This window comes from Martinezella lusitana (assembly GCF_014207095.1).
GTDB classification, from domain to species: Bacteria; Pseudomonadota; Alphaproteobacteria; order Rhizobiales; family Rhizobiaceae; genus Rhizobium; species Rhizobium lusitanum_B.
Window position 1 is genome coordinate 534,657 of record NZ_JACHBG010000001.1, and the last position, 26,267, is coordinate 560,923.

The 26,267-nt window shown below is 59.2% G+C and carries 24 protein-coding genes; 10 read left to right on the forward strand and 14 right to left on the reverse strand.

Annotation, left to right across the window (positions count from 1 at the left end; translation table 11 throughout):
- Window positions 1-95 precede the first annotated feature (95 nt).
- From fabD to gmk, 7 genes are all read left to right on the forward strand, one after another.
- Window positions 96-1,040: an ACP S-malonyltransferase gene (gene fabD, locus GGD46_RS02615; RefSeq protein WP_184701527.1), complete on the forward strand. Its 945-nt coding sequence runs from the start codon at window positions 96-98 to the stop codon at window positions 1,038-1,040.
- 23 nt (window positions 1,041-1,063) lie between these two features.
- Complete coding sequence (gene fabG, locus GGD46_RS02620) at window positions 1,064-1,801, forward strand: 3-oxoacyl-[acyl-carrier-protein] reductase (RefSeq protein WP_184701529.1); 738 nt, start codon at window positions 1,064-1,066, stop codon at window positions 1,799-1,801.
- 284 nt (window positions 1,802-2,085) lie between these two features.
- Window positions 2,086-2,322, forward strand: a complete 237-nt coding sequence (locus tag GGD46_RS02625; RefSeq protein ID WP_004122114.1) for an acyl carrier protein — start codon at window positions 2,086-2,088, stop codon at window positions 2,320-2,322.
- Between the two features lie 114 nt (window positions 2,323-2,436).
- Entirely contained in the window at window positions 2,437-3,699 is a 1,263-nt protein-coding gene (fabF, locus tag GGD46_RS02630; RefSeq protein WP_184701531.1) for a beta-ketoacyl-ACP synthase II, read from the forward strand.
- 201 nt (window positions 3,700-3,900) lie between these two features.
- A complete protein-coding gene (gene mltG, locus GGD46_RS02635; protein WP_184701533.1) occupies window positions 3,901-5,112 on the forward strand; it encodes an endolytic transglycosylase MltG in 1,212 nt (403 codons plus the stop codon).
- Between the two features lie 110 nt (window positions 5,113-5,222).
- The gene (locus GGD46_RS02640; protein WP_184701535.1) at window positions 5,223-6,110 is read left to right on the forward strand and encodes a YicC/YloC family endoribonuclease; all 888 of its coding nucleotides are present in this window, start codon (window positions 5,223-5,225) and stop codon (window positions 6,108-6,110) included.
- 3 nt (window positions 6,111-6,113) lie between these two features.
- Window positions 6,114-6,776, forward strand: coding sequence for a guanylate kinase (gene gmk, locus GGD46_RS02645; protein WP_184701537.1), 663 nt, complete (start codon window positions 6,114-6,116; stop codon window positions 6,774-6,776).
- Between the two features lie 112 nt (window positions 6,777-6,888).
- On the opposite strand, the gene rsmA is transcribed toward gmk, so the two are convergent.
- From rsmA to GGD46_RS02680, 7 genes are all read right to left on the reverse strand, one after another.
- Entirely contained in the window at window positions 6,889-7,716 is an 828-nt protein-coding gene (gene rsmA / locus GGD46_RS02650) for a 16S rRNA (adenine(1518)-N(6)/adenine(1519)-N(6))-dimethyltransferase RsmA (protein WP_184701539.1), read from the reverse strand.
- Window positions 7,716-8,741: a 4-hydroxythreonine-4-phosphate dehydrogenase PdxA gene (pdxA, locus tag GGD46_RS02655; RefSeq protein WP_184701541.1), complete on the reverse strand. Its 1,026-nt coding sequence runs from the start codon at window positions 8,739-8,741 to the stop codon at window positions 7,716-7,718. The genes rsmA and pdxA overlap by 1 nt, the downstream gene beginning before the upstream one ends.
- A gap of 8 nt (window positions 8,742-8,749) precedes the next feature.
- The gene (locus GGD46_RS02660) at window positions 8,750-9,694 is read right to left on the reverse strand and encodes a peptidylprolyl isomerase (protein ID WP_184701543.1); all 945 of its coding nucleotides are present in this window, start codon (window positions 9,692-9,694) and stop codon (window positions 8,750-8,752) included.
- Window positions 9,695-9,901: 207 nt separating this feature from the next.
- Window positions 9,902-12,286 (reverse strand): LPS-assembly protein LptD, encoded by a 2,385-nt coding sequence (locus GGD46_RS02665; RefSeq protein WP_184701545.1) that lies wholly within the window; start codon window positions 12,284-12,286, stop codon window positions 9,902-9,904.
- Window positions 12,287-13,372, reverse strand: a complete 1,086-nt coding sequence (lptG, locus tag GGD46_RS02670; RefSeq protein ID WP_184701547.1) for an LPS export ABC transporter permease LptG — start codon at window positions 13,370-13,372, stop codon at window positions 12,287-12,289. It lies immediately after the preceding gene.
- Window positions 13,369-14,547, reverse strand: coding sequence for an LptF/LptG family permease (locus tag GGD46_RS02675; RefSeq protein WP_184701549.1), 1,179 nt, complete (start codon window positions 14,545-14,547; stop codon window positions 13,369-13,371). Before GGD46_RS02675 ends, lptG begins: the two co-directional genes overlap by 4 nt.
- A 103-nt stretch (window positions 14,548-14,650) precedes the next feature.
- Window positions 14,651-15,433: a phosphatase PAP2 family protein gene (locus GGD46_RS02680; protein WP_184701551.1), complete on the reverse strand. Its 783-nt coding sequence runs from the start codon at window positions 15,431-15,433 to the stop codon at window positions 14,651-14,653.
- Between the two features lie 208 nt (window positions 15,434-15,641).
- Between GGD46_RS02680 and GGD46_RS02685 the strand changes: the two genes are divergently transcribed.
- On the forward strand, window positions 15,642-17,138 hold the full coding sequence (locus GGD46_RS02685; RefSeq protein WP_184701553.1) for a leucyl aminopeptidase: 1,497 nt from the start codon (window positions 15,642-15,644) through the stop codon (window positions 17,136-17,138).
- 32 nt (window positions 17,139-17,170) lie between these two features.
- Window positions 17,171-17,620, forward strand: a complete 450-nt coding sequence (locus GGD46_RS02690; RefSeq protein WP_184701555.1) for a DNA polymerase III subunit chi — start codon at window positions 17,171-17,173, stop codon at window positions 17,618-17,620.
- A 30-nt stretch (window positions 17,621-17,650) separates the two neighbouring features.
- Here the strand turns inward: GGD46_RS02690 and GGD46_RS02695 are convergent, their stop codons facing one another.
- The 7 genes from GGD46_RS02695 to GGD46_RS02725 form a co-directional block, all read right to left on the reverse strand.
- Entirely contained in the window at window positions 17,651-18,196 is a 546-nt protein-coding gene (locus GGD46_RS02695) for a GrpB family protein (RefSeq protein WP_184701557.1), read from the reverse strand.
- Window positions 18,197-18,272: 76 nt separating this feature from the next.
- On the reverse strand, window positions 18,273-19,196 hold the full coding sequence (locus tag GGD46_RS02700; protein ID WP_184701559.1) for a Gfo/Idh/MocA family protein: 924 nt from the start codon (window positions 19,194-19,196) through the stop codon (window positions 18,273-18,275).
- Window positions 19,197-19,359: 163 nt separating this feature from the next.
- A complete protein-coding gene (locus GGD46_RS02705) occupies window positions 19,360-21,414 on the reverse strand; it encodes a prolyl oligopeptidase family serine peptidase (RefSeq protein WP_184701561.1) in 2,055 nt (684 codons plus the stop codon).
- Window positions 21,415-21,533: 119 nt separating this feature from the next.
- The gene (locus GGD46_RS02710; protein ID WP_184701563.1) at window positions 21,534-22,424 is read right to left on the reverse strand and encodes a polysaccharide deacetylase family protein; all 891 of its coding nucleotides are present in this window, start codon (window positions 22,422-22,424) and stop codon (window positions 21,534-21,536) included.
- A 106-nt stretch (window positions 22,425-22,530) separates the two neighbouring features.
- The gene (locus tag GGD46_RS02715; protein ID WP_184701565.1) at window positions 22,531-24,420 is read right to left on the reverse strand and encodes an ABC-F family ATP-binding cassette domain-containing protein; all 1,890 of its coding nucleotides are present in this window, start codon (window positions 24,418-24,420) and stop codon (window positions 22,531-22,533) included.
- A 49-nt stretch (window positions 24,421-24,469) separates the two neighbouring features.
- Entirely contained in the window at window positions 24,470-24,970 is a 501-nt protein-coding gene (locus GGD46_RS02720; protein ID WP_184701567.1) for a hypothetical protein, read from the reverse strand.
- Window positions 24,971-25,126: 156 nt separating this feature from the next.
- Entirely contained in the window at window positions 25,127-25,636 is a 510-nt protein-coding gene (locus GGD46_RS02725; protein WP_184701569.1) for a DinB family protein, read from the reverse strand.
- 191 nt (window positions 25,637-25,827) lie between these two features.
- On the opposite strand from GGD46_RS02725, the gene ndk reads away from it, so the two are divergent.
- On the forward strand, window positions 25,828-26,250 hold the full coding sequence (ndk, locus tag GGD46_RS02730; RefSeq protein WP_113347435.1) for a nucleoside-diphosphate kinase: 423 nt from the start codon (window positions 25,828-25,830) through the stop codon (window positions 26,248-26,250).
- Window positions 26,251-26,267 lie beyond the last annotated feature (17 nt).

Consider the following 26,267-nt stretch of genomic DNA (forward strand, 5'->3'; position numbering starts at 1 on the left):
TGCGCAAAAGCTTGTGGCTCCGGGACTTGCGCTATTGACTCCACCGCAAACAATGTCATTGGGAAGCAAAACGACCCCCAAAAGGACGCTTTATAATGACTGTTGCTTTCACATTTCCCGGCCAGGGCAGCCAAGCCGTCGGCATGGGCAAGGACCTTGCCGACAATTTCGCCGAGGCGCGTGCCGTCTTCGAAGAGGTCGATGAAGCGCTCGGTGAAAAGCTCTCCGACGTCATCTTTAATGGCCCGGAAGACAAGCTGACGCTGACGGCCAATGCACAGCCAGCGCTGATGGCCGTCTCGATGGCTGTCATCCGCGTTCTGCAGGCACGTGGCCTCGATCTGAAGAGCAAGGTCGCCTATGTGGCCGGTCATTCGCTTGGCGAATATTCCGCTCTCTGTGCAGCCGGCACCTTCTCGCTTGCAGACACGGCGCGGCTTCTGCGCATCCGCGGCAACGCCATGCAGGCGGCTGTTCCGGTCGGTGTCGGCGCGATGGCCGCGATCATCGGCCTCGAGCATGCTGATGTTATCGCCGTCTGTGCGGAAGCATCGGCGCTGGGCGCCTGCCAGATCGCCAACGACAATGGTGGCGGCCAGATCGTCATCTCCGGCGAGAAGGCTCCCGTCGAAAAAGCTGCCGAGCTTGCGACCGACAAGGGCGCCAAGCGCGCCATCCTGCTGCCGGTCTCCGCACCCTTCCATTCGGCGCTGATGGCGCCGGCCGCCGAAGCCATGCGCGAAGCGCTTGCCGGCGTCGCCAAGGCCAATCCGGTCGTGCCTGTTATTGCCAACGTCAAGGCGGCTCCGGTGATGGACGCCGACGAGATCGCCAGGCTGCTGGTCGAACAGGTCACCGGCCAGGTGCGTTGGCGCGAGACGGTGGAATGGTTCGCTGCCAACAATGTCACGACATTGTATGAGATCGGCGCCGGCAAGGTGCTGACGGGTCTGGCCCGCCGCATCGACAAGTCGGTCAACGGCATTGTCGTCAACAATGCTGCCGATATCGACACGGCGCTTGCAGCACTGCTCGGCTGAAAATCTAGAAGCGAGGGAAACACATGCTTGATTTAACCGGCCGCAAGGCCCTGGTAACCGGCGCATCCGGCGGCATCGGCGAAGAAATCGCCCGGCTCCTGCACAAGCAGGGTGCCATTGTCGGCCTGCACGGCACGCGCGTCGAAAAGCTGGAAACGCTGGCGTCCGAACTGGGCGATCGCGTCAAGATCTTCCCGGCCAACCTGTCGGATCGCGACGAGGTGAAGGCGCTTGGCGTCAAGGCGGAAGAGGAACTCGGCGGCGTCGATATCCTGGTCAACAACGCCGGTATCACCAAGGACGGCCTCTTCGTGCGCATGAGCGACGAGGACTGGGATGCGGTTCTCGAAGTCAACCTGACGGCCGTCTTCCGTCTGACGCGGGAACTTACCCATCCGATGATGCGTCGCCGTTATGGCCGTATCATCAACATCACCTCGGTCGTCGGCGTCACGGGCAACCCCGGCCAGGCGAATTACTGCGCCTCCAAGGCCGGCATGATCGGCTTCACCAAGTCGCTGGCGCAGGAAATCGCCACGCGCAACGTCACGGTTAACTGCGTTGCGCCTGGCTTCATCGAAAGCGCGATGACGGGCAAACTGAACGATAAGCAGAAGGAAGCCATCATGGGAGCCATTCCCATGAAGCGCATGGGCACAGGCCAGGAAGTTGCTTCCGCCGTCGCCTATCTCGCTTCCTCGGAAGCCAGCTACGTCACGGGTCAGACGATCCACGTCAATGGCGGCATGGCGATGATCTAAAGGAATTGCTATTGGAGGGAACTTTCCCTCCAATAGCATGTTGAGCAACCCGGAGCCGGCTATTTTCTGGCTTTGCGACGGACTTAAACCGTGTTAAGCGGGCCATGACTGTGAACAGTCGTCCGGAAAATGCAGACGGACTGGGCCGCATTCAAGGCGCTGGACCGGATCTCAATGCCGGGTTGAACGGGTTTGCCAGCGGCGTCAGGACAGATGCTGCAGGTTTGAATAGGTAGGGATGTCACAGGGCATTCTGATCAGGATATAAGGTCGAGGAAACCGACATGAGCGATATCGCAGAACGCGTAAAGAAAATTGTTGTTGATCATCTTGGCGTTGACGCCGACAAGGTTGTTGAAAGCGCAAGCTTCATCGACGATCTGGGTGCGGACTCGCTCGACACCGTCGAACTGGTCATGGCTTTCGAGGAAGAATTCGGCGTTGAAATTCCGGACGACGCTGCTGACTCGATCCTGACGGTCGGCGACGCGGTAAAGTTCATTGAGAAGGCTCAGGCCTAATCTTCTGCGCTTTTTGAAGGGGCGGGCTGAAGAGTCCGCCCTATTTCGTCCGGCGAAGCCGCACGAAGCATTTTTACACGCATATCATCATAAAAAGACGGGGGTCTGCGGGCGATGAGACGTGTCGTTATCACGGGTACCGGCATGGTATCACCTTTGGGCTGCGGCACCGAAGTGTCTTGGTCGCGCTTGCTTGCCGGCCATAATGGTGCTCGCCTCGTAACCGAATTCGAGGTCGAAGATCTCGCTGCAAAGATCGCCTGCCGCATTCCAGTCGGCGATGGCACCGATGGCACCTTCAATGCTGACGATTGGATGGAGCCGAAAGAGCAGCGCAAAGTCGACCCTTTCATCATCTATGGCATGGCAGCCGCCGACATGGCGCTGGCTGACGCCGGTTGGCATCCCCAAACGGATGAAGATCAGATCGCCACGGGCGTCATGATCGGCTCGGGCATCGGTGGCCTCGAAGGCATTGTCGAAGCCGGCTACACATTGCGCGACAAGGGCCCGCGCCGCATCTCGCCCTTCTTCATTCCGGGGCGCCTCATCAATCTCGTTTCCGGCCAGGTCTCGATCCGCCACAAGCTGCGCGGTCCGAACCATGCGGTCGTCACCGCATGTTCGACGGGCGCACATGCGATCGGCGACGCTGCCCGCCTGATCATGCTCGGCGATGCCGACGTCATGGTTGCCGGCGGTGCCGAAGCGCCGGTCTGCCGCATCTCGCTTGCCGGCTTTGCAGCCTGCAAGGCTCTTTCGACGGACTTCAACGATACGCCGCAGAAGGCTTCGCGCCCCTATGATCGTGACCGCGATGGTTTCGTCATGGGCGAGGGCGCCGGCATCGTTGTGCTGGAAGAACTGGAGCATGCCAAGGCGCGCGGCGCAAAGATCTATGCCGAAGTCGTCGGCTACGGCCTTTCCGGCGATGCCCACCACATCACCGCTCCGTCGGAAGATGGCGAAGGCGCATTCCGCTGCATGACCTCGGCGTTGAAGCGTGCTGGATTGGCCGCAGCTGATATCGACTATATCAATGCCCACGGCACCTCGACCATGGCCGACACGATCGAACTCGGCGCCGTCGAGCGGCTGGTCGGCGATGCCGCATCGCGGATTTCGATGTCGTCCACCAAGTCGGCGACGGGCCATCTGCTTGGCGCTGCCGGTGCGATCGAAGCGATCTTTGCGACGCTTTCCATTCGCGACAATATCGTTCCGCCGACGCTCAATCTGGACAATCCGGAACGGGAAACAGCCATCGATCTCGTTCCGCACAAGGCGCGCAAGCGGGACGTCAATGTCGCCCTGTCGAACTCCTTCGGCTTTGGCGGCACCAATGCATCGCTTGTCCTGCGTCGGTATGAGGCATAGTAACTGCGAAAGCGGGAATGTTCTTCGGCAAGCCCATGCGCCGTTCCCGAATGTTACCCCTATGCATCCGGATGATGCACAGGGGTAATGTCTGATCGGTCTAAGTCGGAACCTCAACAGGCCCCGGCTTATCCTCTGGACCTGTTTTTTGCCGCATTGCTTGGCCAAAGAGCAGGCAATTAAAAAGGGAAGGGATTGCCGGTGAGCGATACGAACCAGAGCAACGGAACTCCAAACGGACAAAAGGGGCCGATCATACCCAAATCGGCAAATGAAGCCCTGCGTCCGGAGCGGGTTCCGGATCCGCCGAAGCGTTCGCGTAAAGCTCGCAGCCAGATGGTGATTTTCCTGAACTTCCTGATGACGCTGGTGGTTTTCGTCGTCATTGCGGCCGTTGCAGGCACCTATTATGCCTTCTCCGTGTATCAGAGCCCAGGTCCGCTGACGACCAATACCAATTTCATCGTGCGCAATGGCGCCGGCCTGAATGAAATTGCCAACCGGCTGGAATCAAACAACATAATCACCGATCAGCGCATCTTCCGCTGGCTGACGACCACTTATCTGCACGGCGAAACGCTGCGCAATGGTGAGTACGAGATCAAAGCGGGCGCTTCCATGAAGGATATCATGGAGCTGCTGAAGTCGGGCAAATCCATCCTGTACTCGGTAACCTTGCCCGAGGGGCTCACGGTTCGGCAAATTTTCAACAAGCTGCAGGCCGATACCGTGCTGGAAGGCGATTTGCCGTCGGCGCTGCCGCCCGAGGGTAGCCTGAGGCCCGACACCTACAAATTCACGCGCGGAACCAAGCGGACTGAAATCGTCGATCAGATGGCGGGCGCGCAGAAAAAGCTGGTCGACCAGATCTGGGAGCGCCGCGATTCAACCGTGCAATTGGCGAACAAGCAGGATTTCGTGACGCTTGCCTCTATCGTCGAGAAGGAAACCGGCCTTGCGGATGAGCGCGCTCACGTCGCCTCCGTCTTCCTCAACCGTCTCGGCAAAAGCATGCGCCTGCAGTCGGATCCGACGATTATCTATGGTCTCTTCGGCGGCGAGGGAAAGCCTTCCGATCGTCCGATCTTCCAGTCGGACCTGAAGAAGGAGACGCCGTATAACACCTACATCATCAAGGGCTTGCCGCCGACGCCGATCGCAAATCCGGGTAAGGATGCGCTTGAGGCTGTCGCCAACCCCTGGAAGACGCAGGACCTCTATTTCGTTGCCGACGGCACGGGCGGTCATGTGTTCGCAGCGACGCTGGAAGAGCACAATGCCAACGTCAAGCGCTGGCGCAAGCTTGTCGCCGAAAAGGGCGAAGATCCAAGCTCCATTGCCGTCGACGGCCAGCCTGACGACGGCACGACGGCCCCAGGCTCCGGCGCCCAGCAGAAAAAGAAGACCAACTGATCCTTGTTGCGCCATGGGTTCGGCGAAGGTCATGGCGCGGTTTCACTTTACATTGATCCGTAATCCGATGATTTTCGACGGATAGGGGATAGGAATTTTCGGAGGCTTGCATGGCATTGCAGTCCATGACCGGTTTTGCCCGGCGTGAGGGAACGAGCGGGCGTGGTCGCTGGGCGTGGGAGTTGCGATCCGTAAACGGCAAGGGGCTGGATGTCCGGTTGCGTCTGCCGCAGGGGCTGGAGCGACTGGAGACGGATGTTCGTAAATTGATCTCCGATCGGTTCTCCCGCGGCAATCTCCAGGTCGGTCTGTCGCTGTCGGTCGAGGATAGCCGCGTCGAGGTCGTCGTGAACCAGGATGCGCTCGCAGCCGTGCTCGCCTTGCGGGATCAGCTCACCGGTGTCATCGATCCCGCGCCGTTGCGTCTGGATAGCCTCATGGCGGTTCGCGGCCTGGTGGAATTCAAGGAAGCCGAGGAAAGCGAAGAGGCGCTTGCCGCGCGTGATGCCGATATCATGGCGGGCCTCACGGCTGCTCTTGGCGATCTTCGTGATATGCGGGGCGGGGAGGGGCAAGCACTCGGCCAGATCCTGCTTGGTCATGTCACCACGATCGAGACGCTGACAGACACCGTCGAGCGTGATCCTTCGCGTTCGCCGCAGGAGATTGCTGGTCGGTTGGCCACACAGGTCTCCATGCTGCTTGAGGGCTCGGCGGGTCTTGACCGCGACAGGCTGCATGCCGAAGCGGCTCTCCTTGCCACCAAGGCCGATTTGCGCGAAGAGATCGATCGGTTGAAGGCCCACGTGGCTGCAGCGCGCGACCTCCTTTCCAAGGGCGGGCCTGTTGGCCGCAAGCTCGATTTTCTTGCACAGGAATTTAACCGGGAATCGAATACCATCTGTTCCAAGTCGAATGCAGCAGCGGTGACTGCTGCCGGCATCGAGCTGAAGGTGGTCATCGACCAGTTCCGCGAACAGGTTCAGAATTTGGAGTAGGCCATGAAGCCGGCGACATCCACTTCCATTCCGATTGCCCGCCGAGGGCTGATGCTTGCGATCTCCTCGCCGTCAGGCGCAGGCAAGTCGACGATTGCGCGCACCTTGCTCGATAAGGATAAGCAGGTGAGCCTTTCGGTCAGCGTCACGACCCGGCAGCGCCGGCCGAGTGAAATCGAGGGCGTGCATTACCATTTCGTCTCGCAGCGCGAGTTCGAGCGCCTTCGCGATTCCGACTCGCTGCTCGAATGGGCCGAAGTCCATGGCAATTTCTATGGCACGCCGCGCGAGCCTGTGGAGACGGCCATGTCAGAGGGACGCGATATGCTCTTCGACATCGACTGGCAGGGCGCTCAGCAGTTGCAGGAGAAGATGCCGGCCGACGTCGTCTCCATCTTCGTGCTGCCGCCGACCATGACGGAGCTGCAATCGCGCCTGCATCGCCGGGCAGAGGATTCCGAAGAGGTCATCGCCATGCGCCTCGCCAATTCGCGGGCCGAGATCGGGCATTGGCGCGAATATGATTACGTCATCGTCAATGACGATCTGAACGTCGCCTTCGACGCCGTCCAGTCGATCGTCAAGGCCGAGCGCCTGCGCCGCGATCGCCGTCACGGCATGTTCGATTTCGTTCGGGATTTGCTGGAAGAGACACCGAAGCTCTGAGAATAGTCTGAAGCGCGCGGCGATCTTTCAGATTAACGTCTCGCGCTTCAGATCTTTGCGTTTGCACATGTCGTGCTCGCCAAATCGCTGAGCATTTTCGCGCAACATTGTTCTAAAGAGCGTTCGCCAACCGGCAGAATTCTTCCACCGAAAGCGTTTCAGCCCTGCGCTGCGGGTCGATATCGGCCTTGAGCAGCAGCGCTTCGCCGCCGATCGGCTTCAAGCTCTGACGCAGCATCTTTCTGCGTTGGCCAAAGGCCGCCTGAGTCACAGCCTCAAGCTTCTCGACAGCGCAAGGAATGGGATGTTCCTTCGGGATTAGGTGCACCACCGTCGACGTTACTTTCGGTGGCGGTGTGAAGGCCTGTGGCGAGATGTCGAACGCCATCTGCGCTTGTGTGCGCCAGCCGCAGAGCACGCCGAGACGCCCGTAGTGATTGTCGTCTTCCTGGGCAACGATCCGCTGGCCGACTTCCTTCTGGAACATCAGAGTCAGCGACTGCCAGAACGGCGGCCATTGCATAGGCAAGAGCCAGTTCACCAGAAGCTGTGTTCCGACATTATAGGGCAGGTTGGCGATGATCTTGACTGGCCCCTGCGGAGCAAGAGCCGAAAAATCCGTTTTCAGCGCATCGCCTTCTATGACCTCAAGCCGGCCGGGATAATGGTCGGCGATTTCCGCCAGCGCCGGCAGGCAGCGCGCGTCCCGCTCGACCGCGATGACCTTCGCGGCTCCGAGTGCGAGGATTGCGCGCGTCAAGCCGCCTGGCCCAGGGCCGACTTCGAAAACGGTGACGCCTTCGAGAGAGCCTGCCGTGCGGGCAACCTTCTGGGTCAGGTTGAGATCGAGCAGGAAGTTCTGGCCGAGTGCTTTGCGCGCGTCGAGGCCATGACGCTGGATCACATCGCGCAGGGGCGGCAGGCCATCGAGAGCAGCCATCAGGTGTTGTTTCCAGTCTTGCCGCTGATCGCACTCGCCAGCCTGAGGGCGGCCACCAGGCTGTCTTCCTTGGCGATGCCCTTGCCGGCGATGCCAAAGGCCGTGCCATGATCGGGGGACGTGCGGACGAAGGGGAGCCCGAGCGTCACGTTGACGGAATCGTCGAAACCGAGCGCCTTGGCCGGGATCAGCGCCTGATCGTGATACATGCAGATGGCGACGTCATACCGGCGGCGGGCCTCGTCGTGGAACATCGTGTCTGCCGGCAAGGGACCGAAGGCATCGATCCCCTCAGCACGGAGGACATCGATTGCCGGTCTGACGATCTCGTCATCTTCCTTGCCGAGTGCGCCGTTCTCTCCCGCGTGCGGATTGAGGCCGGCAACCGCCAGGCGCGGCTTGGCAATACCGAAACGGGTGCGCAGGTCGTGGTCGGTGATCCTGCAGGTCTCGGCGATAAGATCTGAGGTCAGCACCTGCGGTACATCCCTCAGGGGAATATGAATGGTGACCGGGATGGCGCGAAGCTTCGGACCGGCGAGAAGCATAACCGGCATGTGCGGTTTGCCTGTCGCACGCGTTGCAAGGTCCGCCAGGAATTCGGTGTGACCCGGAAAACCGAAGCCCGCATCGTAAAGAACGGACTTGGCGATCGGATTGGTGACGATCGCCGATGTCTTGCCCCTCATGCTGAGCGAAACGCCCATCTCAATGGCGGCAATAGTGCCTCGTGCCGTTTCGACGTGCGGCTCTCCGGCGACAACAGCCCTTCCTGCATCGATCTGAAGGATCGGCAAGGCATCACGAAAGATCTCGCATGCCGTCGCCGGATCGGCCTCCTGCAGAGGCACATTCAGGCCTAGCTGGGCGGCCCGCTCTCGAAGAACGGTTGTGTCTCCAAGAAACAGGAAAGGCAGCAGCTCAAGCTCGTCGCGCCGTAGCCATGCTGCAAGCGTGATATCTGGACCTATGCCTGCCGGATCCCCTTGCGTGAGCGCCAGAGGAATGGATGGGTGCGAGGACATTTTGGCGATCAGCGATAGACGATCTGCGCCTTGCCGCGCAGCTCGTCCATGTACTTCTTGTCGTTGGCGCTGACGCCCTGAGCATTGTTCTTGCCGATGTCTTCGGCGCGGAACACAGCCGCTGCGGCTACGTCGTCGTTGACCTGACGTTGAGAGCAAATGGCGATGTATTCGACGCCGCGGTCGGTGACGACGGATGCGGTCGTATTGCCGGATGCCTTCTCGAGCAACGGCTTCCAGATTTCCGGGACGTCGGGTGCGAGTACGCGGCCAAGATCCTGAACGGAAACATCCCGCATGGTCGCAGCAAAGGCCTTTGCCTGGTCGCAGCCCGGGAATTTCGATCGCGATGCATCCGCTTCCGCCTTGCGCGACTTCAGGACGGCATTGCGCTTTGCCGCTGGGACAACGAAAACCATCTGCTTCAGGAAGTATTCCGTCGTAACAGGCTTCGTCTTGTTCTCCGTCATCCGGGTAACGAGAGCGTCGTTGGAGAGGCGGCTAGCCGAGCCGAAGCGCGCATTAACGACGCGCGGCCAGCTCATGGAAACGGCGATATAGGATTTGAAGTGATCGACCGTCACCCCCATTTTGTCGAGGATCTGGCCGAGCTGCTGGGTTGACATCTTGTTGCTGGCGGCAAAGCGCCCAAAGGCTGCGTCGACTTCCGTTGTCGATACCGACATGCGCAGGCGGGAGATTTCCGACCGCTTCAGCGTCTCATCGACAAGCTGTTCTTTCGCCATCTTATTGAGGTCGCCCTTCTGACGCTGCAACTTCAGGAAGTTGATGCGCTTGGCGATGTCGCCCGATGTGATGACCTGGCTGTTGACAAGGACCTTTACCTCGCTTGCCGCGAAAGCGACATCGCTGCTCGGCACGGCGAAGCTTGCCATGACCAGGGCTGCAGCTCCGAACACCAGAGCGCGAATCGGTGTCTTTCCAGAAAACATCAACTACCCCTTCCCAAAGGTCTTTCTGTCGGCGTGCGCCATATCCGCACGCCATAGGCGCAATACGGCAAGTTTGCGCCACATGTCTACATCAGGCGCGATGAATTGCAAAATCCTTGCGGCGAAACAATGACGCAAAGGAATTGCGGCTCATGTTGGAACAATAAAGCCGGCCACGAGGCCGGCTTTATCTGCTATTTCAATGGATCAGAACGTTGCGTTCTGCACATTGCCGAGGTTGATGTCGCCAAGCGTGCGGAAGGTGATGCGAGCGCCAATGGACCAATCGCTTGCGGCCTGGGAGGTCGAATCCTTCTTGTCGAGGAACGAGACCGTGAAGATCGTGCATTCGTCTTCATACGAGAGACCGACACCCTGGCGCGTAAATTGACCATTGTTGATGTCGTAGCTGACTGTTCCGAAAACCGACCAGTATTCCTTGAACTTGATCTGAGCGCGCGACTGTATTTCGTCCTGATTGCTCGTAAAGCCGTATTGCGGCTGGGCAGCAATATGGGTGTAGATCAAGGAAGTCTGGAATATGTCGTTTGCGAAGCCGACCGACGTGTCGCCACGGCGGAAGGCGAAGTCCTTCTCATCGAAGCGATAGGAGGTAGCCAGTGAGATGCCCTGCGGCGTCGTCAAGCCGAACATCGTGACATAGTCGGATCGGGTCGTCTCAAGACCGGAATCCGAGCCGACGCCCGCCAGATCCGTGGACGCAAACGAGTTGCGGCCCGCCAACTGGTAGGACTGGCCGAAGATATGCTGCAACCTGTAGCCGTTGTCGAAGCTGCCGGTATAGCGCCAGCCCAGATTGGCTCGCGTACCGCCTTCTACCCGGTCGAAGCCGGAGAACTTGTCACGATCGAACAGATTGGTCGCATCGAAGACGAAGCTCTGTGCATCCTCGTTTGGCAATCGTCCGCCAAGCTGCTCGTCCGGGCGCACATAGACCTGCGCGATCGGCTCGAACACATGCGTACTGTTGTTCGTGGTGATCAGGAACGGATATTTGGCCTCGAGACCTGCGGTGACCATACCACGCGTCGCATAGTCGCTGCCGTCATAGTTCCCGGAATAGGTGCCGATGCCCGGGGAGTTCATGCCCAGACCATAAACATCGCCTCGAGCCGCAGCGAGCGGCGTCAGCACCAGTCCCTCATCGGTGGTGAAGGTGCGCTGCCACTGCAGTTCGGTGCTGAGGCGGGTATAGTCCCCCTTGAGGCCGAGATAACGGTCATTGAGGGCCGGATCGCCGAGCGCGGTGGTGGCGTCGAGCACCGAAGTCTTGTCACGCGACAGGTGCGTGAAGTTCATCGTCGCCGACAGCTCGCCGCCATAAACCGATTTCGGATCGACATAGTGATAGTCGATGCTCGGATAGACATATGCCTGCTGCTTTTGCGCCGTGTTGCTATCATCGGCATTCTGCACATTATAGTAGAAGGCGCGCATATCGAAATAGTTGCGCTTTCCGATGCCGGTCAAATAGGCCTGGTTTGTATGTGTGCTCTGGTTAATGCCATCCAGACCATAGGTACGCGAGAAGTTATTGTCGGTCTGCAACATAACATCCCAGCCGAAGGTCCAGCGCGGGTTGATTCTGAAGTCCCCTTTAGAGGAAATCATGCCGCGATTCTTGTGCTCGGCATCGCTTGAGCCCGCGGTAAATGTCCCGGGATCCATCTGACTGATACCGGCAACGCGCAGGGTGTGCGTGCCGTTTTCCAGACGTTGACGGAATTCGCCTTCAAGCAGCAGTCCCTGGTTCGTGAAGCCGGTGGCGGTGACCGTGGCATCCATGCTGGGCGATATGACGTAGTAGTAAGGAACTCTCACGCCAACGCCGAGCCGCTGCGATATGCTCGCCGACGGGAACAGGAAGCCGGACTTGCGCTTTACCGTGTTATCGGGAACTTCGATCCACGGGACATAGGCGATCGGCTGACCGAACAGCTCGAAGCGAGCATGCTCAAGACGGATGGTATGGGTGACGCCATTCTGAACGACGCGCTGAGCCTTGACCTGCCATAACGGCGCGCGGCCTTGCTCGGAGCAGGCCATACAAGCCGTATAGACGCCCTTCGTCAGAATCATCTGCGTGCCGCCGACACGTTCGCCTTTCTCGGCGACCATGCGGGTATTGTCGGGCATTTCGACGCGTAACGCGTTTACGAACCCGTCGGAAAAACTGTCGGTGACATCCATCTTGTCACCATACATGCGATTGCCGTCCGGAGTGATCAGCTCGACATTGCCGAGAGCCATCATCCGACCGGTTTTCTGATTATATTCAACCTTTTGAGCGACCATCTTATAGCCGCCATAGTTGATCTGAACGGCACCGGTGGCGGTGACGATCTGTGCGTCCTTATTATAGGTCAGTTCATTGGACGAGAGGACAAGTTTCGAGCCCTCCGGCACGTTGACCTTTACGGGAGAGGTCACAGCGCCAGTGCCGCCATTGCTGTTGCTATTATTCGACTGGGCGTACGCGACGACCGGGCTCATAACATATGCACATGCAGCCGTGCCCGTAATAAGGGCAGCTACAATCTTTCTGATACTCTCGCGGTTGCCTGCCGCCACTTAGCCGTCCTCCTGATGAAGCAGGATCGTTGCTCCGAATGCCAATGCGACGATCACGGGTACCCATGTCGCCACGAAGGGAGGAACCACTCCGCTGCTCCCGAATGCCTTTACAAGCACGGTGACAACATAAAGCACGAAGCCTGAGAGGATTCCACCCAGAATCACGGAACGCGATTGGTTGAATCTGCTGAATTTTAGGGACACAGTTGCTGCGATCAGCGTCATTGCCACCAGAAGGAGTGGTTGCGACGCGAGCGAATAAAACTGCGTTTCGAGTGCGTTGGTCGAGATGCCGAAGGACCGCGCGACCTTTATTCGATTAGAAAGATCATAAAAAGCAATGGTTTCCGGCTGCGCCAGACGCTGGGATACGAAATCCTGTTTCAGATTCGTACGAACCTGCATCGAACTCTTGTGATCCGGTATCTCGCCGGGCCGCCGTTCGATGACATTGTTAAGAAGCCAGTAACCATCTTGCAACTTTGCCGACTGGGCGTCCTGCCGGGAGACGATGTTTCCCTGTGAATCAAAGTGGATAAACACGACACCCATCAGCGTCGTTCCATTGTCCAAAATGGCCTTGGCGCCGATGATCGTGTCGTCTTTTCCGCTCGACTGACGCAGCCACGGGACGGAAAGACGGTTGTGATAGGAAGGATCGCCGCGCAGATCGGCTTCCATCGTTTCGGCTTGGCGTTGACCCCATGCCGCGACCGGATTGAGGGCGAGGGTGGTCAGCAATCCCACGCAAAAAGCGCCTACGATGAACGGCGCCATGAACTGCCAGACGGAAATGCCCGCCGCGCGCGCGATGACCAGCTCACGGCGCCGATTGAGCGCGATCAAAACCGTCATGCCGACGAAAAGTGCGATGAAGGGCACTGTCTGCTGCAGAATGAGCGGCAGTCTGACGGCCGTCATGATCAGGCCGAGCGAAACCGTATAGCCGGGCAAGCCGGAAAGCCTGCCGGCATTTTCGCTGAAATCGACGAGGTACACGATCGAGACAACGCCAAGCAAGAACCAGAACGTTGTTACGATGTAGCGGCTGAAGAAATAGCGTCCGAGCGTGCCGAAAATCATGCGCCGCTCCCGTTCGAACCGTCTGGCGCAGTCGGTATGCGATCCTGGATTTTCTGCCTCCAATTGTTGAGGCGATTCCGGATCGTAACCGGCATCGTCATCTTGCGGCTGCGCAACAACAGGGCAATGGCGATGAGAGCGGAAAGAATGTTGATGGCGTAGAGAACGCCAACGAACTTGGGATTGCTGTCGATCTGGTTGGCCGCATAGAAATCGGCCCAGCGCAGCGCAAAAGCGATCGTCATCGCCGAAACCATCGGATGCAGCCGCGCCTCGCGATGTGAGCGTGCATCACCGGCTATCACCAGCGAGATCAGCGCAAATATCGCCGGAAGGGCCCACTCATTGAGGCGGCGATGCAGTTCCGAGCGATAATTGCCCGGCCGTGCTTTGACATCAGGATCATTCGGATCCGGATTGAGCAGGAAGCCGAGGCTGCGGTCGCTGGCACGCAAAGTTGCCTGGCCACGGCTCTGGGTCATATCCGAGAGGTCGAAGGAGTAAGAATCGAATTTGATGACGGAGACGTTGCCATCGGCGGTCTTGCGGTGAACTTCGCCGTCCTTCATCAGCAGGGATGTGCCGCTCGGATCAACGGCGCCTTCCTTTGCGTAATAGATGAGATCGAAAGAGGGGTCTCTGGAATCCACGACGAAGAGGCCCTTGAGGATACGACCCGACAGGCGCTGCGAGATCTGCACATAAAGGCCATCTTCGATACGCCGGAAATTCTTTTCTTCGATCACTGTCGAGAGAAGGTCGGCATAGGCTTCCGCCACCATCTGGCGACCGGCGACACGGGCCTTGGGTTCGACGACATTATCTACAAAGAACGAAAACGCGCTGACCACGATAGCGAGAATCATGATCGGGCGGATGATGATGCTCCGCTTGGCGCCGGCCGCCTCCATGACAGTCAGCTCGGAATCGCTGTTCATCGCAGTCAATGTCTGTGTAATGCCGATGACGAGTGCGAAAGGCAGAACGATCGGAATGATCGTCGGCAGAATGAGGGTCGCGAGTTTCGCGAACGACCCCATCGACTGGCCGCTATCTGTTACGAGATTGATTCGCTGCAGGACCTGAGTGGTCCAAATGATAGCGAGCACCGGCAGCAACGCCACCAGGAACATCATACCGGCACGCCGTGCGATATAGGTTTCGAATAACTTCATGCCGGCCCTTAAACGCAACACTCGCCGGGCGAACCGACAGAGATTTCATCCTCATCTACGCTGTTTGCGTTTTTTTGGCGACAACCAACTTGCGAAAAAATCGTTAATTTTCCGAGATTCTTCTGTTGTGTGTTGTTTGAGATAATGCCAGCAGGGCAGCGAATACGACGAGCGAAGACAGCCAGCCAAGCACGGCATCGGACAGGTAGTGCGCGCCAAAAGCCACCCTAAGCGCCGGAATCAGCAATGAAACGACGGCAATCGGCATCGCTACGAGAGAGCGCATCGGTTTCGGTATGATGAAGATCAGGCAAAACAGCCAGCCCGCCGACGCCGCTTCACCGGAGATGAACGAACAGTTGCTGACGCATTTGCCGGCAAAGGAGCCCGCTTGGACGAAATCGAGCGCACCGCCGAAGAGGTCGGTCTGCCGCGGACGCGGCCGGCCAGAAAAGGCTTTCAGCCAAAGATTGACGATAAGGACCGGGCCGATCAGTAGCGTGCCGAGCGCGAGCTTGAGGTTTCTTGCTCGGAGGCTGTTGAAAGTTGCCCCATGATGCTGCCAGCAGCGGAACAGCATCCAGACGAGAACGAATGCTACGATATAGGGCAGGTCGAGAAACGCTTCCCGAAGCAGACGTAGGATCCGGTCATCGCTGTAGGGGAAAGATCCGCAGATTTGCCCGGGGCTCGATGGAACCAGACATTGCTTGGGTACGAAGAACAGCTTCGCGACCGCAAGGTCGATTTGTGGAAAGAGCGAAAACAGACCCAGCAGGCCCCACCAGAGACAAAAAAGGCTGATGAAGGCATCGCCAGCGTTGCGTGGACGCAGAAGCTCGGGAAAGCGACCGCCGCGGCTCGGGCTGTTGGAGTCTGTGATCAAGATTGCCTTTCGCAGCAAAACTAATGTCGCCAGGTTCCGCGAAACGCCAGCCTTACAATTTTAGGTGCATTGAATGACAGGAAATATGTGGCCGTCAATCCGCTTCCTCCGGGAATATGCCGCCAATCGCTTGTATTCCCTAATGAAACCTTGAATGATGGTTGTAAAGGAATTCACCTGATGAATATGCGTAATTAGTGGAGCAGAGATGTCTGTGAAATTCGAGATTTCCTTCGCCAAGTCGACTCGCCTCAGCGGTGGTCTGGCCATTCTTCTGAAAGGTACGGATGGAGACTTGCCCGCGGGAGCCGAGAGCGCCGATCCGGCCAATGTCTTCGCCAGAGCCGCGCCGGTCTCCGGCTTCAAGGGCAAGGCGTTGAGCAGCCTGGACATTATCGCTCCCGAAGGTGCGCCGGTCGATCGGATTATTGTGATAGGCACGGGCAAGGCGAAGGATGTCAGCGCCCATGACTGGCTGAAACTCGGCGGCAGCGCAGCCGGGAAGATTCGCAATGTCGAGAAAGTCGCCATTTTCGTCGATGCGCATGGCGTCGATGTCGGAGCCAAGCAAGCCGCCGATTTTGCCCTGGGCATGCTGCTGCGGGCCTACAGCTTCGATACATATAAGACGAAGAAGGGCGATGAAGAAGAGAAGGGCAATGGCCGCAAGGCCGTGAAGGTCACGATCGTCACACAGGAAGCGGCTTCTGCGAAGAAGCTCTTCGCCGCATCCGAGGCCATCGCCGGCGGCGTGATCCTTGCGCGCGATCTCGTCAACGAACCACCGAATGTTCTCGGCCCGGTCGAGTTTGCAGCCAAGGCCAAGGAGTTGGAAAAACTCGGTGTCGAGGTCGAAATCCTGACGGAGCGGGAGATGCGCCGGCTTGGAATGGGCGCGCTGCTCGGCGTGGCTCAAGGTTCCGCCCGTCCGCCGCGTCTGGTGATCATGCAATGGAAGGGCGGCAAGGCGAAGGACAAGCCGGTCGCCTTCGTCGGCAAAGGCGTCGTGTTCGACACCGGCGGCATTTCGATCAAGCCGGCAGCCGGCATGGAGGAGATGAAGGGCGACATGGGCGGCGCCGCAGCCGTCACCGGCCTCATGCATACGCTTGCGGCCCGCGGCGCCAAGATGAACGCCATCGGCGTCATCGGCCTGGTCGAGAATATGCCCGATGGCAATGCGCAGCGCCCGGGCGATATCGTTACCTCCATGTCCGGCCAGACGATCGAGATCATCAATACGGACGCCGAAGGCCGCCTCGTTCTCTGCGATGCGCTCTGGTACACCAACGATCGCTTCAAGCCGCAAATCATGATCAATCTGGCGACGCTGACCGGTGCCATCCTCGTTGCGCTCGGCAATTTGCAAGCTGGCCTCTTCAGCAACGACGACACGCTGGCGGGTGAACTCACGGCAGCAGGCCTCGTCACCGACGAGCGCTTGTGGCGCATGCCGCTCGGCAAGGATTACGACAAGATCATCGATAGCAAGTTTGCCGACATGAAGAACTCCGGCGGTCGTTATGCGGGTTCGATCACCGCCGCTCAGTTCCTCAAGCGTTTCGTTGGGGAAACGCCTTGGGCGCATCTCGATATCGCCGGCACGGCAATGGGTTCGGTTCAGGATGAGATCAACCAGTCATGGGGTTCCGGCTTCGGCGTGCGCCTGCTCGACGAACTGGTTCGGGCCAACTACGAATCGTGACCTGCCGGGCTTTGTGAGATAGAAGAGGCCGCATGACAGACGTACTCTTCTATCACCTGACAGAATCGAAACTCGAAGATGCCCTGCCGCCGCTGCTCGACAAAAGCGTCGAGCGCGGCTGGCAGGTCGCCGTTCAGTTGCGCGAGCCCGCGCGGCGCGATCTTCTCGATACCCATCTCTGGACATATCGTGAAGATAGTTTCCTGCCGCATGGCACCGACGAAGAGGAGACGGCAGGCCGTCAGCCGGTTTTGCTGACCGTTTCGCCCGACAATATAAATAGCGCCACCGTACGCTTCTTCATCGATGGCGCCGAAGTCACGGATGTCGGAGCTTATCAGCGCGTCGTGCTGATGTTCGACGGCTATGATCAGGAGCAGTTGGAAAGCGCGCGCGCCCAGTGGAAGCGCCTGAAGGGCGAGGGACATAACCTCACCTACTGGCAGCAGACGCAGGATGGCCGCTGGGAAAAGAAAGCTTGAGCGCATCCCGTCGTCTGGCGGGGAGCTGCTCTATTCGCCTTCCGAAAGGATCTTCTGGATAAAGTCCTTTTTCGCAGCGGTGTAGGCCGCGCGATCATTGGCGTATTTCGCCGCCAGCTCGACTTTCAGCGCTTCATAGGCATGCGCCAGCTCCGGCTCCCTGCGCATTCGGTCGCGAAACATGAGGAAATTGCGCCAGGTCGGACCACCATATTCGACGACATGCACCAGATGGGTGCGGGTGTCTCCCGCAATGTCGCGGCCGAAAATATGATCGTCGGGGACTATATTGCTGCCGGCGTAGACGTAGCCGATGGATGCCATCGGCTCGATGCAGGCGAGGCCGTCGTCGAAACGCCGCACCCCCACCGCGATATCGATGATCGGCTTGGCCTTGATCTCCGGAATGGAGGTGCTGCCGAAATGCTGGACATCGACGGCAAGTTCGCCGAGAGCGCCGCGGATGGCGGCTTCTTCCAGCAAATAAGCCTCGTGCCAACTTTGATTTGGCTCGGCGAGCCTGACAGATTTGTGACCAACGCCGAGCCCGAAGGATTGTTCATGTTCCGATGCCATAGGCATCATCTCCGATGAGGACTATACGCTACGCTAGCACGTTGCGGAGCGTATTGTCTTCACCGGGAAATGTGTATCAATCGTAAAATGCTTCGACGAATTTGCGTTTGCCGAGCATGAAGGCGTCGGCGACATGACGCAGTGGCGAGACATCGACGTCCGATGTGCCGGCTTTGACGATCTCGGCAAAACGGCGGTAGAGCGAAGGATATTCGGCTTCCGGCGCCGAGAAGGTCAGCTCGCCGTTGACGGAAAGCTTGGAGCCGCCATCGGCCAGAACCATCTGGCCCCCTGCCGTTTCGGCGACGATATCCCAGCTCTGCTTGCCGGTCTGGCGCCAGTCGAATTCCGCGTGAACGGGAAGGCCAGCGCCGCTCTTGAAGTGCAGGTCCGCAGCGATCGGGGAATCGCGATTTTCAGGGAATGCCAGCGTTGCGCCGGTCAGGAAGAGTGGCGGCAGAATGTGGGTGACGATCGATAACGCATTGATGCCGGGGTCGAAAACGCCAAGGCCGCCAGCCTGCCAGATCCACTCCTGGTTCGGATGCCAATGGCGTACGTCTTCTTTCCAGATAACATGGGCGCTGTGTATCGTCGTGCCCGCAAGGAAGGCCTTGGCGGCTTCGACGGCGGGTGCATAGCGCGAATGCCAGCTGGCAAAAAGGGAGACGCCCTTGGCCTTCGCCAGGTTTTCGAGATCGACCACTTCGCTCAAGGTCGCGCCGGGCGGCTTCTCAAGGAAGACATGCTTGCCGGCGGAAAGCGCCTTGTGGGCGGCTTCATAACGATACTGCGGCGGCATGCAGAGCGAAACGGCGTCGATCGCGGGCACGGCATCGAGCATGGCTTCGATGGTCGTGAACGCCGGGATACCGTCGACGGTGCCGTGACGGCTCGCCGTAGCGATGAGTTCGAAATCCGCGTTGTTCGCGATGGACGGAAGGTGCTGATCACGGACGATCTTGCCGACGCCAACGATAGCGAGCTTAATGGGGGACATGTGTGTCTCTCGATTAGTATGATTATTGATGCGATCTTTAACAGAATGCCGCCGACGGGCAAGGGTGGTTGATCGCGATGGGGCAGCTCGTTTACGCGCCGCCCCCGCAAATCACGCTCCTCACGCTTTTTCTTGGTGACATCAAAGAGCGTCGGGCGATGGGTCAGGCACCCTTCGCTTTCACGATCGTCTCGCGCAGGAAGCTGTATCCCAACGCGGTACGAGCCGCCAATTCGCTCGACGCACCGTCGCCGCCATGGCCGCCCGAACCGAATTCATGGAAGAGCGGATGATGGCCGAGTTCCTCCAGGCGCGCGGCAAATCGGCGTGCATGGGATGGATGGACCCGGTCGTCGTTGCTCGAGCTCTCGATATAGATCGGCGGATAGCTGATCTCGGAGGCCGGCTTGATGTTGTGCAACGGCGAGTAGGACCGCAGATAGTCGAGATCGGCCGGATTTTCAGGATTGCCATATTCGTCGATCCAGGCTTTGCCGGCTGGGAAGGTATGGAAGCGGGTCATGTCGAGCACGGGCACCTGGCACCAGATGGCGCCGAAGTCCTGAGGATATCGCGTCGCCATGACACCCGTTAGCAGCCCGCCGTTGCTGCCGCCGTTTCCGGCAATGCGGGACGGTTTGGAGTAGCCGCGCGCCACGAGGTCGCAGGCGACCGCAGCAAAATCCGCAAAAGCCTTGTGGCGGCCGCGTCCTTTGGCGGTGCGATGCCAGTTCGGGCCTAATTCGCCGCCGCCACGAATATAGGCCATCACATAGGCGTTGCCCTGTTCCAGCCAGCGGCCGATGACGCCGGAATAATACGGCCCGAGCGAGACATCGAACCCGCCATAGCCATATAGCAGCACCGGCAGTTCGCCCTTGGTCCAGCTTTTCGGCAAGGCGATGTGATAGGGCACTTTCGTACCGTCTTCGGAAGTGGCTTCCAGCAGGAAGGACGTCATGCCTTCGCTGTTGAAATAGCTGGGCGCGCTGGCGATGAGCTTGAGCTCCAGTGGTTCCTGGCGATTGCTGAGGTTCAGGTGGTAGCAGGAAGGCTTCTGCACAAAGCCCGAGCCGTAGACCTGCAGCGTGTCGTCTCCGAGATGCAGATCCGAGTAGAGCGTCTGGAGAGACAGGGTCTGGACATCCGCGGGCAGCGCGATTTCCTGAATTTCAGCATCCGGCTTGGTCAGATCCAAAACGAAAAGATGCGGCTCCATATTGTCCGAGACGACGAAGGCACACCATTCGCGCATGAGCAGGAATTGCGAAACCGATTGCCGCTCGCCGGGTGAGAACAGGATGCGCCTCGTGTCGGTTTGATCAGGCTTCAATGGCAAAGGCTGCAGCGCCAGGCTTCCGGCCGGTATCCGTTCGTCTGTCTTGGCCAGCCAGACGAGATGAGACTGATTGAAGCCGAAATCGATATCCGTCGGCAGATCGATCCTCCGCAAGGAGGCGTCGTGATCTTCGATGAACAGGCTGCAATTGCTGATCTCGTGGCTGGCGGTGAAGATACGGATCGGCCGGGTGGTTGCATCCGTTGCCAGGCCGGCAAGCACCGGATCGAAGACGGCGCAGGAGCCGTAAACGTCGCTATCGGCGGCGGCATAAAGAATCGGCGCATCCGCCGGCGCCTGTCCGCGCCTCAGGCGGCGGCCGACGCGCGGCCAGCCCGAGCGCGTCGATGATTCTCGGTCGATCGAGCCGAAATAGGCGATTTCGTCGCGGCTGAGCCATGTCGCGTGGCTCCGCACCGCCGGCGTATCGAAGCCGCCTTCGACGATGCTCTTGGCTTCGCAGTCGAATTCGAGCATGCGGATGGGGTCGGAGCCACCGTCGGAAAGGCAGATCAGCACGCGTGTCGGCTCCCACGGGCAGGTGAGTGCGCCACGCCAGAGCCACAGCTTATTTTCCCGTGCGCAGAAGGCGTCGAGATCGAAGATCGGCTCCCAGGGCGCATCAGGCAGGGGAGCAAGGTCGGCCGGCAGTCGATACCAGCGGCCGAGCGGATGATCGGCACTGCGATGAAAATCGAATAGCCAGTTGCCACGCCGCGTCGTGGCGATCAGCCGGTCCTCGCGTTCGATCATCGCCTTGATGGCGTCGCGGTCCGCCTCGAACTCCGGGGTCGTCAAGACGCGCTCGGATTCGGCGTCTTTCTCGGCAACGAATTGCAGGGTTTTGGGGTCGTCGTCGTGCTCAAGGTGGAGGTGCATCGAGGCTCGCCATTCCATTGTTGGTGGTGGTCGCCTGCAACCAAATCAAACAATAGCCGCGGAAGCAACCGTGCTTCCGCGGCTATTTAGTCCTACGAATCCGTGGTGGCTGATCGGCTTCAGCGCACCATCGAGGTTTGGGCTTGGGCGACAAGGTTGGTCGCAGGCGTCGGGTTGCGCTTGTATTTCAGCGTGACGACCTTGTAGCCCTCCTTTTCGAGGCGGCTGAGAAGAACGGGCAGCATCCGGACCGTACGCTGGTGGATGTCGTGCATCAGGACGATGCCGCGGCCGCGCTGACCAAGCTGCTTCATGGTGCGCTCCACCACAGAGGTGGGCGTCGAGGTGAAGTAATCCTTGCTGTCGATGTCCACGTCCATGACGATCATGTCGTGCGCGGCCATGGCATTGCGCAGGCGCTTGGAGTCAGCGAGATAGGGGAAGCGGAAGAACGGCACATCCGTGCCGATCGCCTTGGTCACGGCATCCTTGCCGCGGGCGATCTCGTTCATGGCCGCGTCGAAGGTCATCTTGTCGAGATCGGGGTGACGGAAGGTATGGCTGCCGATGGCGTCGCCATGCGCGAGAACTTCGCGAGCGGTCGCGGGGTGCGCCTGCGCCATTTCCCCGACCATCATGAACGCCGCCTTGACGCCGAACTTGTCGAGCGTGGCAAGAATGCGATCCGTCTTGCCCGGGGCGGGACCGTCGTCGAATGTCAGGATGACTTCTTTGTCGACGAGCCGGATGTCCTTGAGGGAGGCGACTTCCAGCGTCCGGCCGGCAAGATCATGCGGGCCGTTCATGCCTTGCAGCTCCCGCGTCTCCAAGTCGGCAACGAGCCATTTTTTCGGCTCCATGTCGACAGGGTCGTTAGCCTTCAACGGCTTATGACGCGACTCTTCGGCTGCATAACCGGTTTTGAGCGAAGCATCGTTGGTCGGCTTGGACGCGCATCCTCCCAGTACCAGGGACACGGCTAGCCCAGCCAATAAAACACGGTAATTCATGGGAATCGCTCAACACTCGATGTCAATGAAGGTTGAGCGCACTTTCGGTAATTATGGTTAATGATCGGTTAGGATCTGTCTCGGAACCGTTAAGAATTCGCTGAGATCAACCGGCCATCGCGCTTTCATATTCGGATGACAATTCCAGCCATTGTTCCTCGGCCAGGGCGAGCTTGTCGGCTGCGTCGGAACGCTGCTTTGCCTTCTCCGCGGCCTTGGCGGGCGCCTTTTCGTAAAGGGCGGGATCTGCAAGTTCCGCATCAAGCGCCTGAATCAGTTTTTCAAGCTTGCCGGTCAAGGACTCGATTTCGTTGATCTTTTTCTTGAGCGGCGCGAGCGAGGCGCGGCGATCGGCATTGAGCTTGCGCTGATCCGCCTTGGAAACGGAATCGTCACCGCCGTTTGCCTTGCCCCTGTCATCCCTCAGCTTGGGGCTCGCAACGACGAGGCTGCGATAGTCTTCAAGGTCGCCGTCGAAGTTCGAAACCGTGCCATCGCGCACCAGCCACAGCCGGTCGACCGTCGCTTCGATCAGATGGCGGTCGTGCGAGATGAGGATGACGGCACCGGAATAGTCGTTCAACGCCTGGATGAGCGCATTGCGGCTGTCGATATCGAGATGGTTCGTCGGTTCGTCGAGGATCAAGAGGTTCGGCGCATCGAAGGCGGCAAGGCCCATCAGCAGGCGAGCCTTCTCGCCGCCGGAGAGATCCTTGACCTGCGTGTCCATCTTCTCGGTCGCCAGGCCCATCTGCGCGACGCGAGCGCGCACCTTCGCCTCCGGTGTTTCGGGCATGCGGCGGCGCACATGCTCGACGGCGGTCTGGTTGGGAATGAGATCGTCGAGCTGATGCTGGGCGAAGAAACCGATCTTCAGGTTCGGAGCGAGCCGGACATCGCCGCTTTCGGCATCAAGCCGGCCGGAAATGAACTTAGCGAATGTTGACTTGCCGTTGCCGTTCGAGCCGAGCAGGGCGATACGGTCGTCGGCGTCGATGCGCAGGTTAAGCCGCTTCAGGATCGGCTTTTCCGGCTCGTAGCCGACGGCGCCGCCGCTGATGGCGATGATAGGTGAGGCGGGCTGCTTCTCGGGTTCCGGGAAGCTGAAACCCATCACATGATCTTCAATAACGGAGGCGACCGTTCCCATCCGCTCCAGTGCCTTGACGCGCGATTGTGCCTGCCGCGCCTTCGAAGCCTTGGCCTTGAAGCGGTCGATGAAGCTCTGCAGGTGCTTGCGCGCCGCATCGTTCTTCGCCTTCGCCTTCATCTGCAGCTCGTCGGCTTCGGCCTTTTGCCGCTCGAACTGGTCATAAGAGCCGCGATAGAAGGTGAGCTTCTTCTGGTCGAGATGCACGATGGAATTGACCGCCGTATTCAGGAGATCGCGGTCGTGCGAGATGATGATGACCGTGTGCGGATAGCGGCGGATGTAATCCTCCAGCCAGAGCGTGCCCTCAAGATCGAGATAGTTCGTCGGTTCGTCGAGCAGCAGCAGATCCGGCTCGGAAAACAGCACGGCTGCGAGCGCGACGCGCATGCGCCAACCTCCGGAGAAGGAAGAGGCCGGGCGCTTCTGCGCCTCATGATCGAAGCCGAGACCGGCAAGGATGCTGGCGGCACGCGCTTCGGCCGAATGGGCGCCGATATCGGCCAGCCGGGTCTGGATATCGGCGATGCGGTGCGGGTCGGTCGCCGTTTCGGCTTCCACAAGCAATGCCGCACGCTCCTTGTCGGCCGCAAGCACGATATCGATCAGCGGCTCCTCGGTGCCGGGTGCTTCCTGCGCAACCTGGCCGATGCGCGCATTGCGCGGGATCGAGACCGAGCCGCTTTCGGCAGCGAAATCACCGGTAATGATCCTGAACAGCGTGGATTTGCCCGCGCCGTTCTTGCCGACAAGGCCAGCCTTCGTGCCCGCCGGAAGCGTCACGTTGGCATGGTCGATGAGAAGGCGGCCGGCAATGCGGGCGGAAAGGTCTGAAATCGAAATCATGGCGCGGTTTTGGCCGAACTCGGCGCCGAAGGCAAGAGTGCGAGAGCGTTCAGGCGCCCGCGCTGCGCGATGGCTCCGGCGGGGTTGTGCAGTTTCTCAGCCTCTCGGTCAGCTCCGTTTCGTAGAGCATGAGATTGCTGAGCGATGCGTTGAGGCTGTCGAGCGCATCGCTTGTATTGGATGCCTGTTCGATGGTCCGGGCGAAATGCTGCTTCTTCATCAGCCCCTTGGCGAGCTGATCCGCCACTTCGCGCAGCATTTCCGCCGCATCGCTTTCCGATTTGCGAGCAACGAGCCCGCAATGGCTGACGAGACGATACTTCAGGCCGATTTCGTCGAGCCCGCTTTGCGGGGGAAGGGGGCCTAGCGCCTCGATCTCAGCAGCAAGATCACCATTCTGGCCATAGAGCGCCTCATGAAAGAGCTGATAGTTGCGCGGCAGGTTCCTTACCTTCAGCCGCATCATGAAGCGGCCGATGACTTCAAGTTCGGTTTCCGTCTCATCTTCATCGATGGAATATGCCGAAACGCCTGTCTGCGAGTTCTTCATGCCTGCTCATGACCGTGATCTGATATATCTTCTCAATCTGCAGGTCGGCAGGTTAAGGGAACATGAACAAAATGCCCTATTCACGCTGCGCCGCAACAAAATGAGGCAGGTGCTCAACGCTTCGGCGAACGCGGAAAATTGCGGCTCGCCTCTTGCTCACATCCAATGTGTCCCTTCACTGCGCAGGAAGTGCAGCAGGTCCAGCACCAGCGACGGCTTGCCCATGGATGTGAGGATCGTATGGCACTGGCCGCGGTGGTGGGTGTGGTGATTGAACATATGCGATATCGCCGCGTGGAGGGGAACGGTAATGGCGCCCGGCCGCAGGATCGAGGTGTAGGTAATATTGACGGCAAGCGCATCGGCATCGAGCGTTTCCAACCAGCCGATGATATTCCGATCTTCCGCCTCCCGTAAGCCGTAAAGTCCTTTGAGCGTGTCATGTAGGACGACATCGAGTGATGCCGGCAACCCGCCGGTGCCGTTGAAGCGATGTATCCATAACCGATCCGCTATCAGCAGGTGATTAAGCGTCCCGTGGAGCGAACCGAAGAAGGCGCCACGGTCTTCGTTGAATTCGGCATCACTAAGCTCGGCGGCGGCATTGTAGACCTGAACATTGGCCCAACGATTGTAGTCGGCAAGCATCCTGAAATGTTTGAGCATATGACTTCTCCCCAATGGTGCGGCGGTGTTGCCGCCAGATTTGCAAATAAACCTTGGCAGTGCCACCGTGCCGATCGCGAATCGGACGCTTCGACTGTGACAGCGGCGTGAAATTGGCCGATCCCCCTTGTTTTCGGGCTTTGAGGCAGGTAAACACCGCCCACTTTTCTCTGATTACAAGGAACGGACCCATGGCGATTGAACGTACTTTCTCGATGATCAAGCCGGACGCAACGAAGCGCAACCTGACCGGCGCCATCACCAAGGTTTTTGAAGACAACGGCCTGCGCGTCATCGCCTCCAAGCGCGTCTGGATGAGCAAGCGCGAAGCTGAAGGCTTCTACGCCGTTCACAAGGAACGTCCGTTCTTCGGCGAACTCGTCGAAGGCATGACCTCCGGCCCGACCATCGTTCAGGTCCTGGAAGGCGAAGGCGCCATCCTGAAGAACCGCGAAATCATGGGCGCAACCAACCCTGCCAACGCTGACGAAGGCACGATCCGTAAGACCTTCGCCCTGTCGATCGGCGAAAACTCCGTTCACGGCTCGGACGCTCCGGAAACGGCTGCCGTCGAAATCGCCTACTGGTTCTCCGAAACCGAAATCGTCGGCTGATTCAGCCTCTCAGCTCC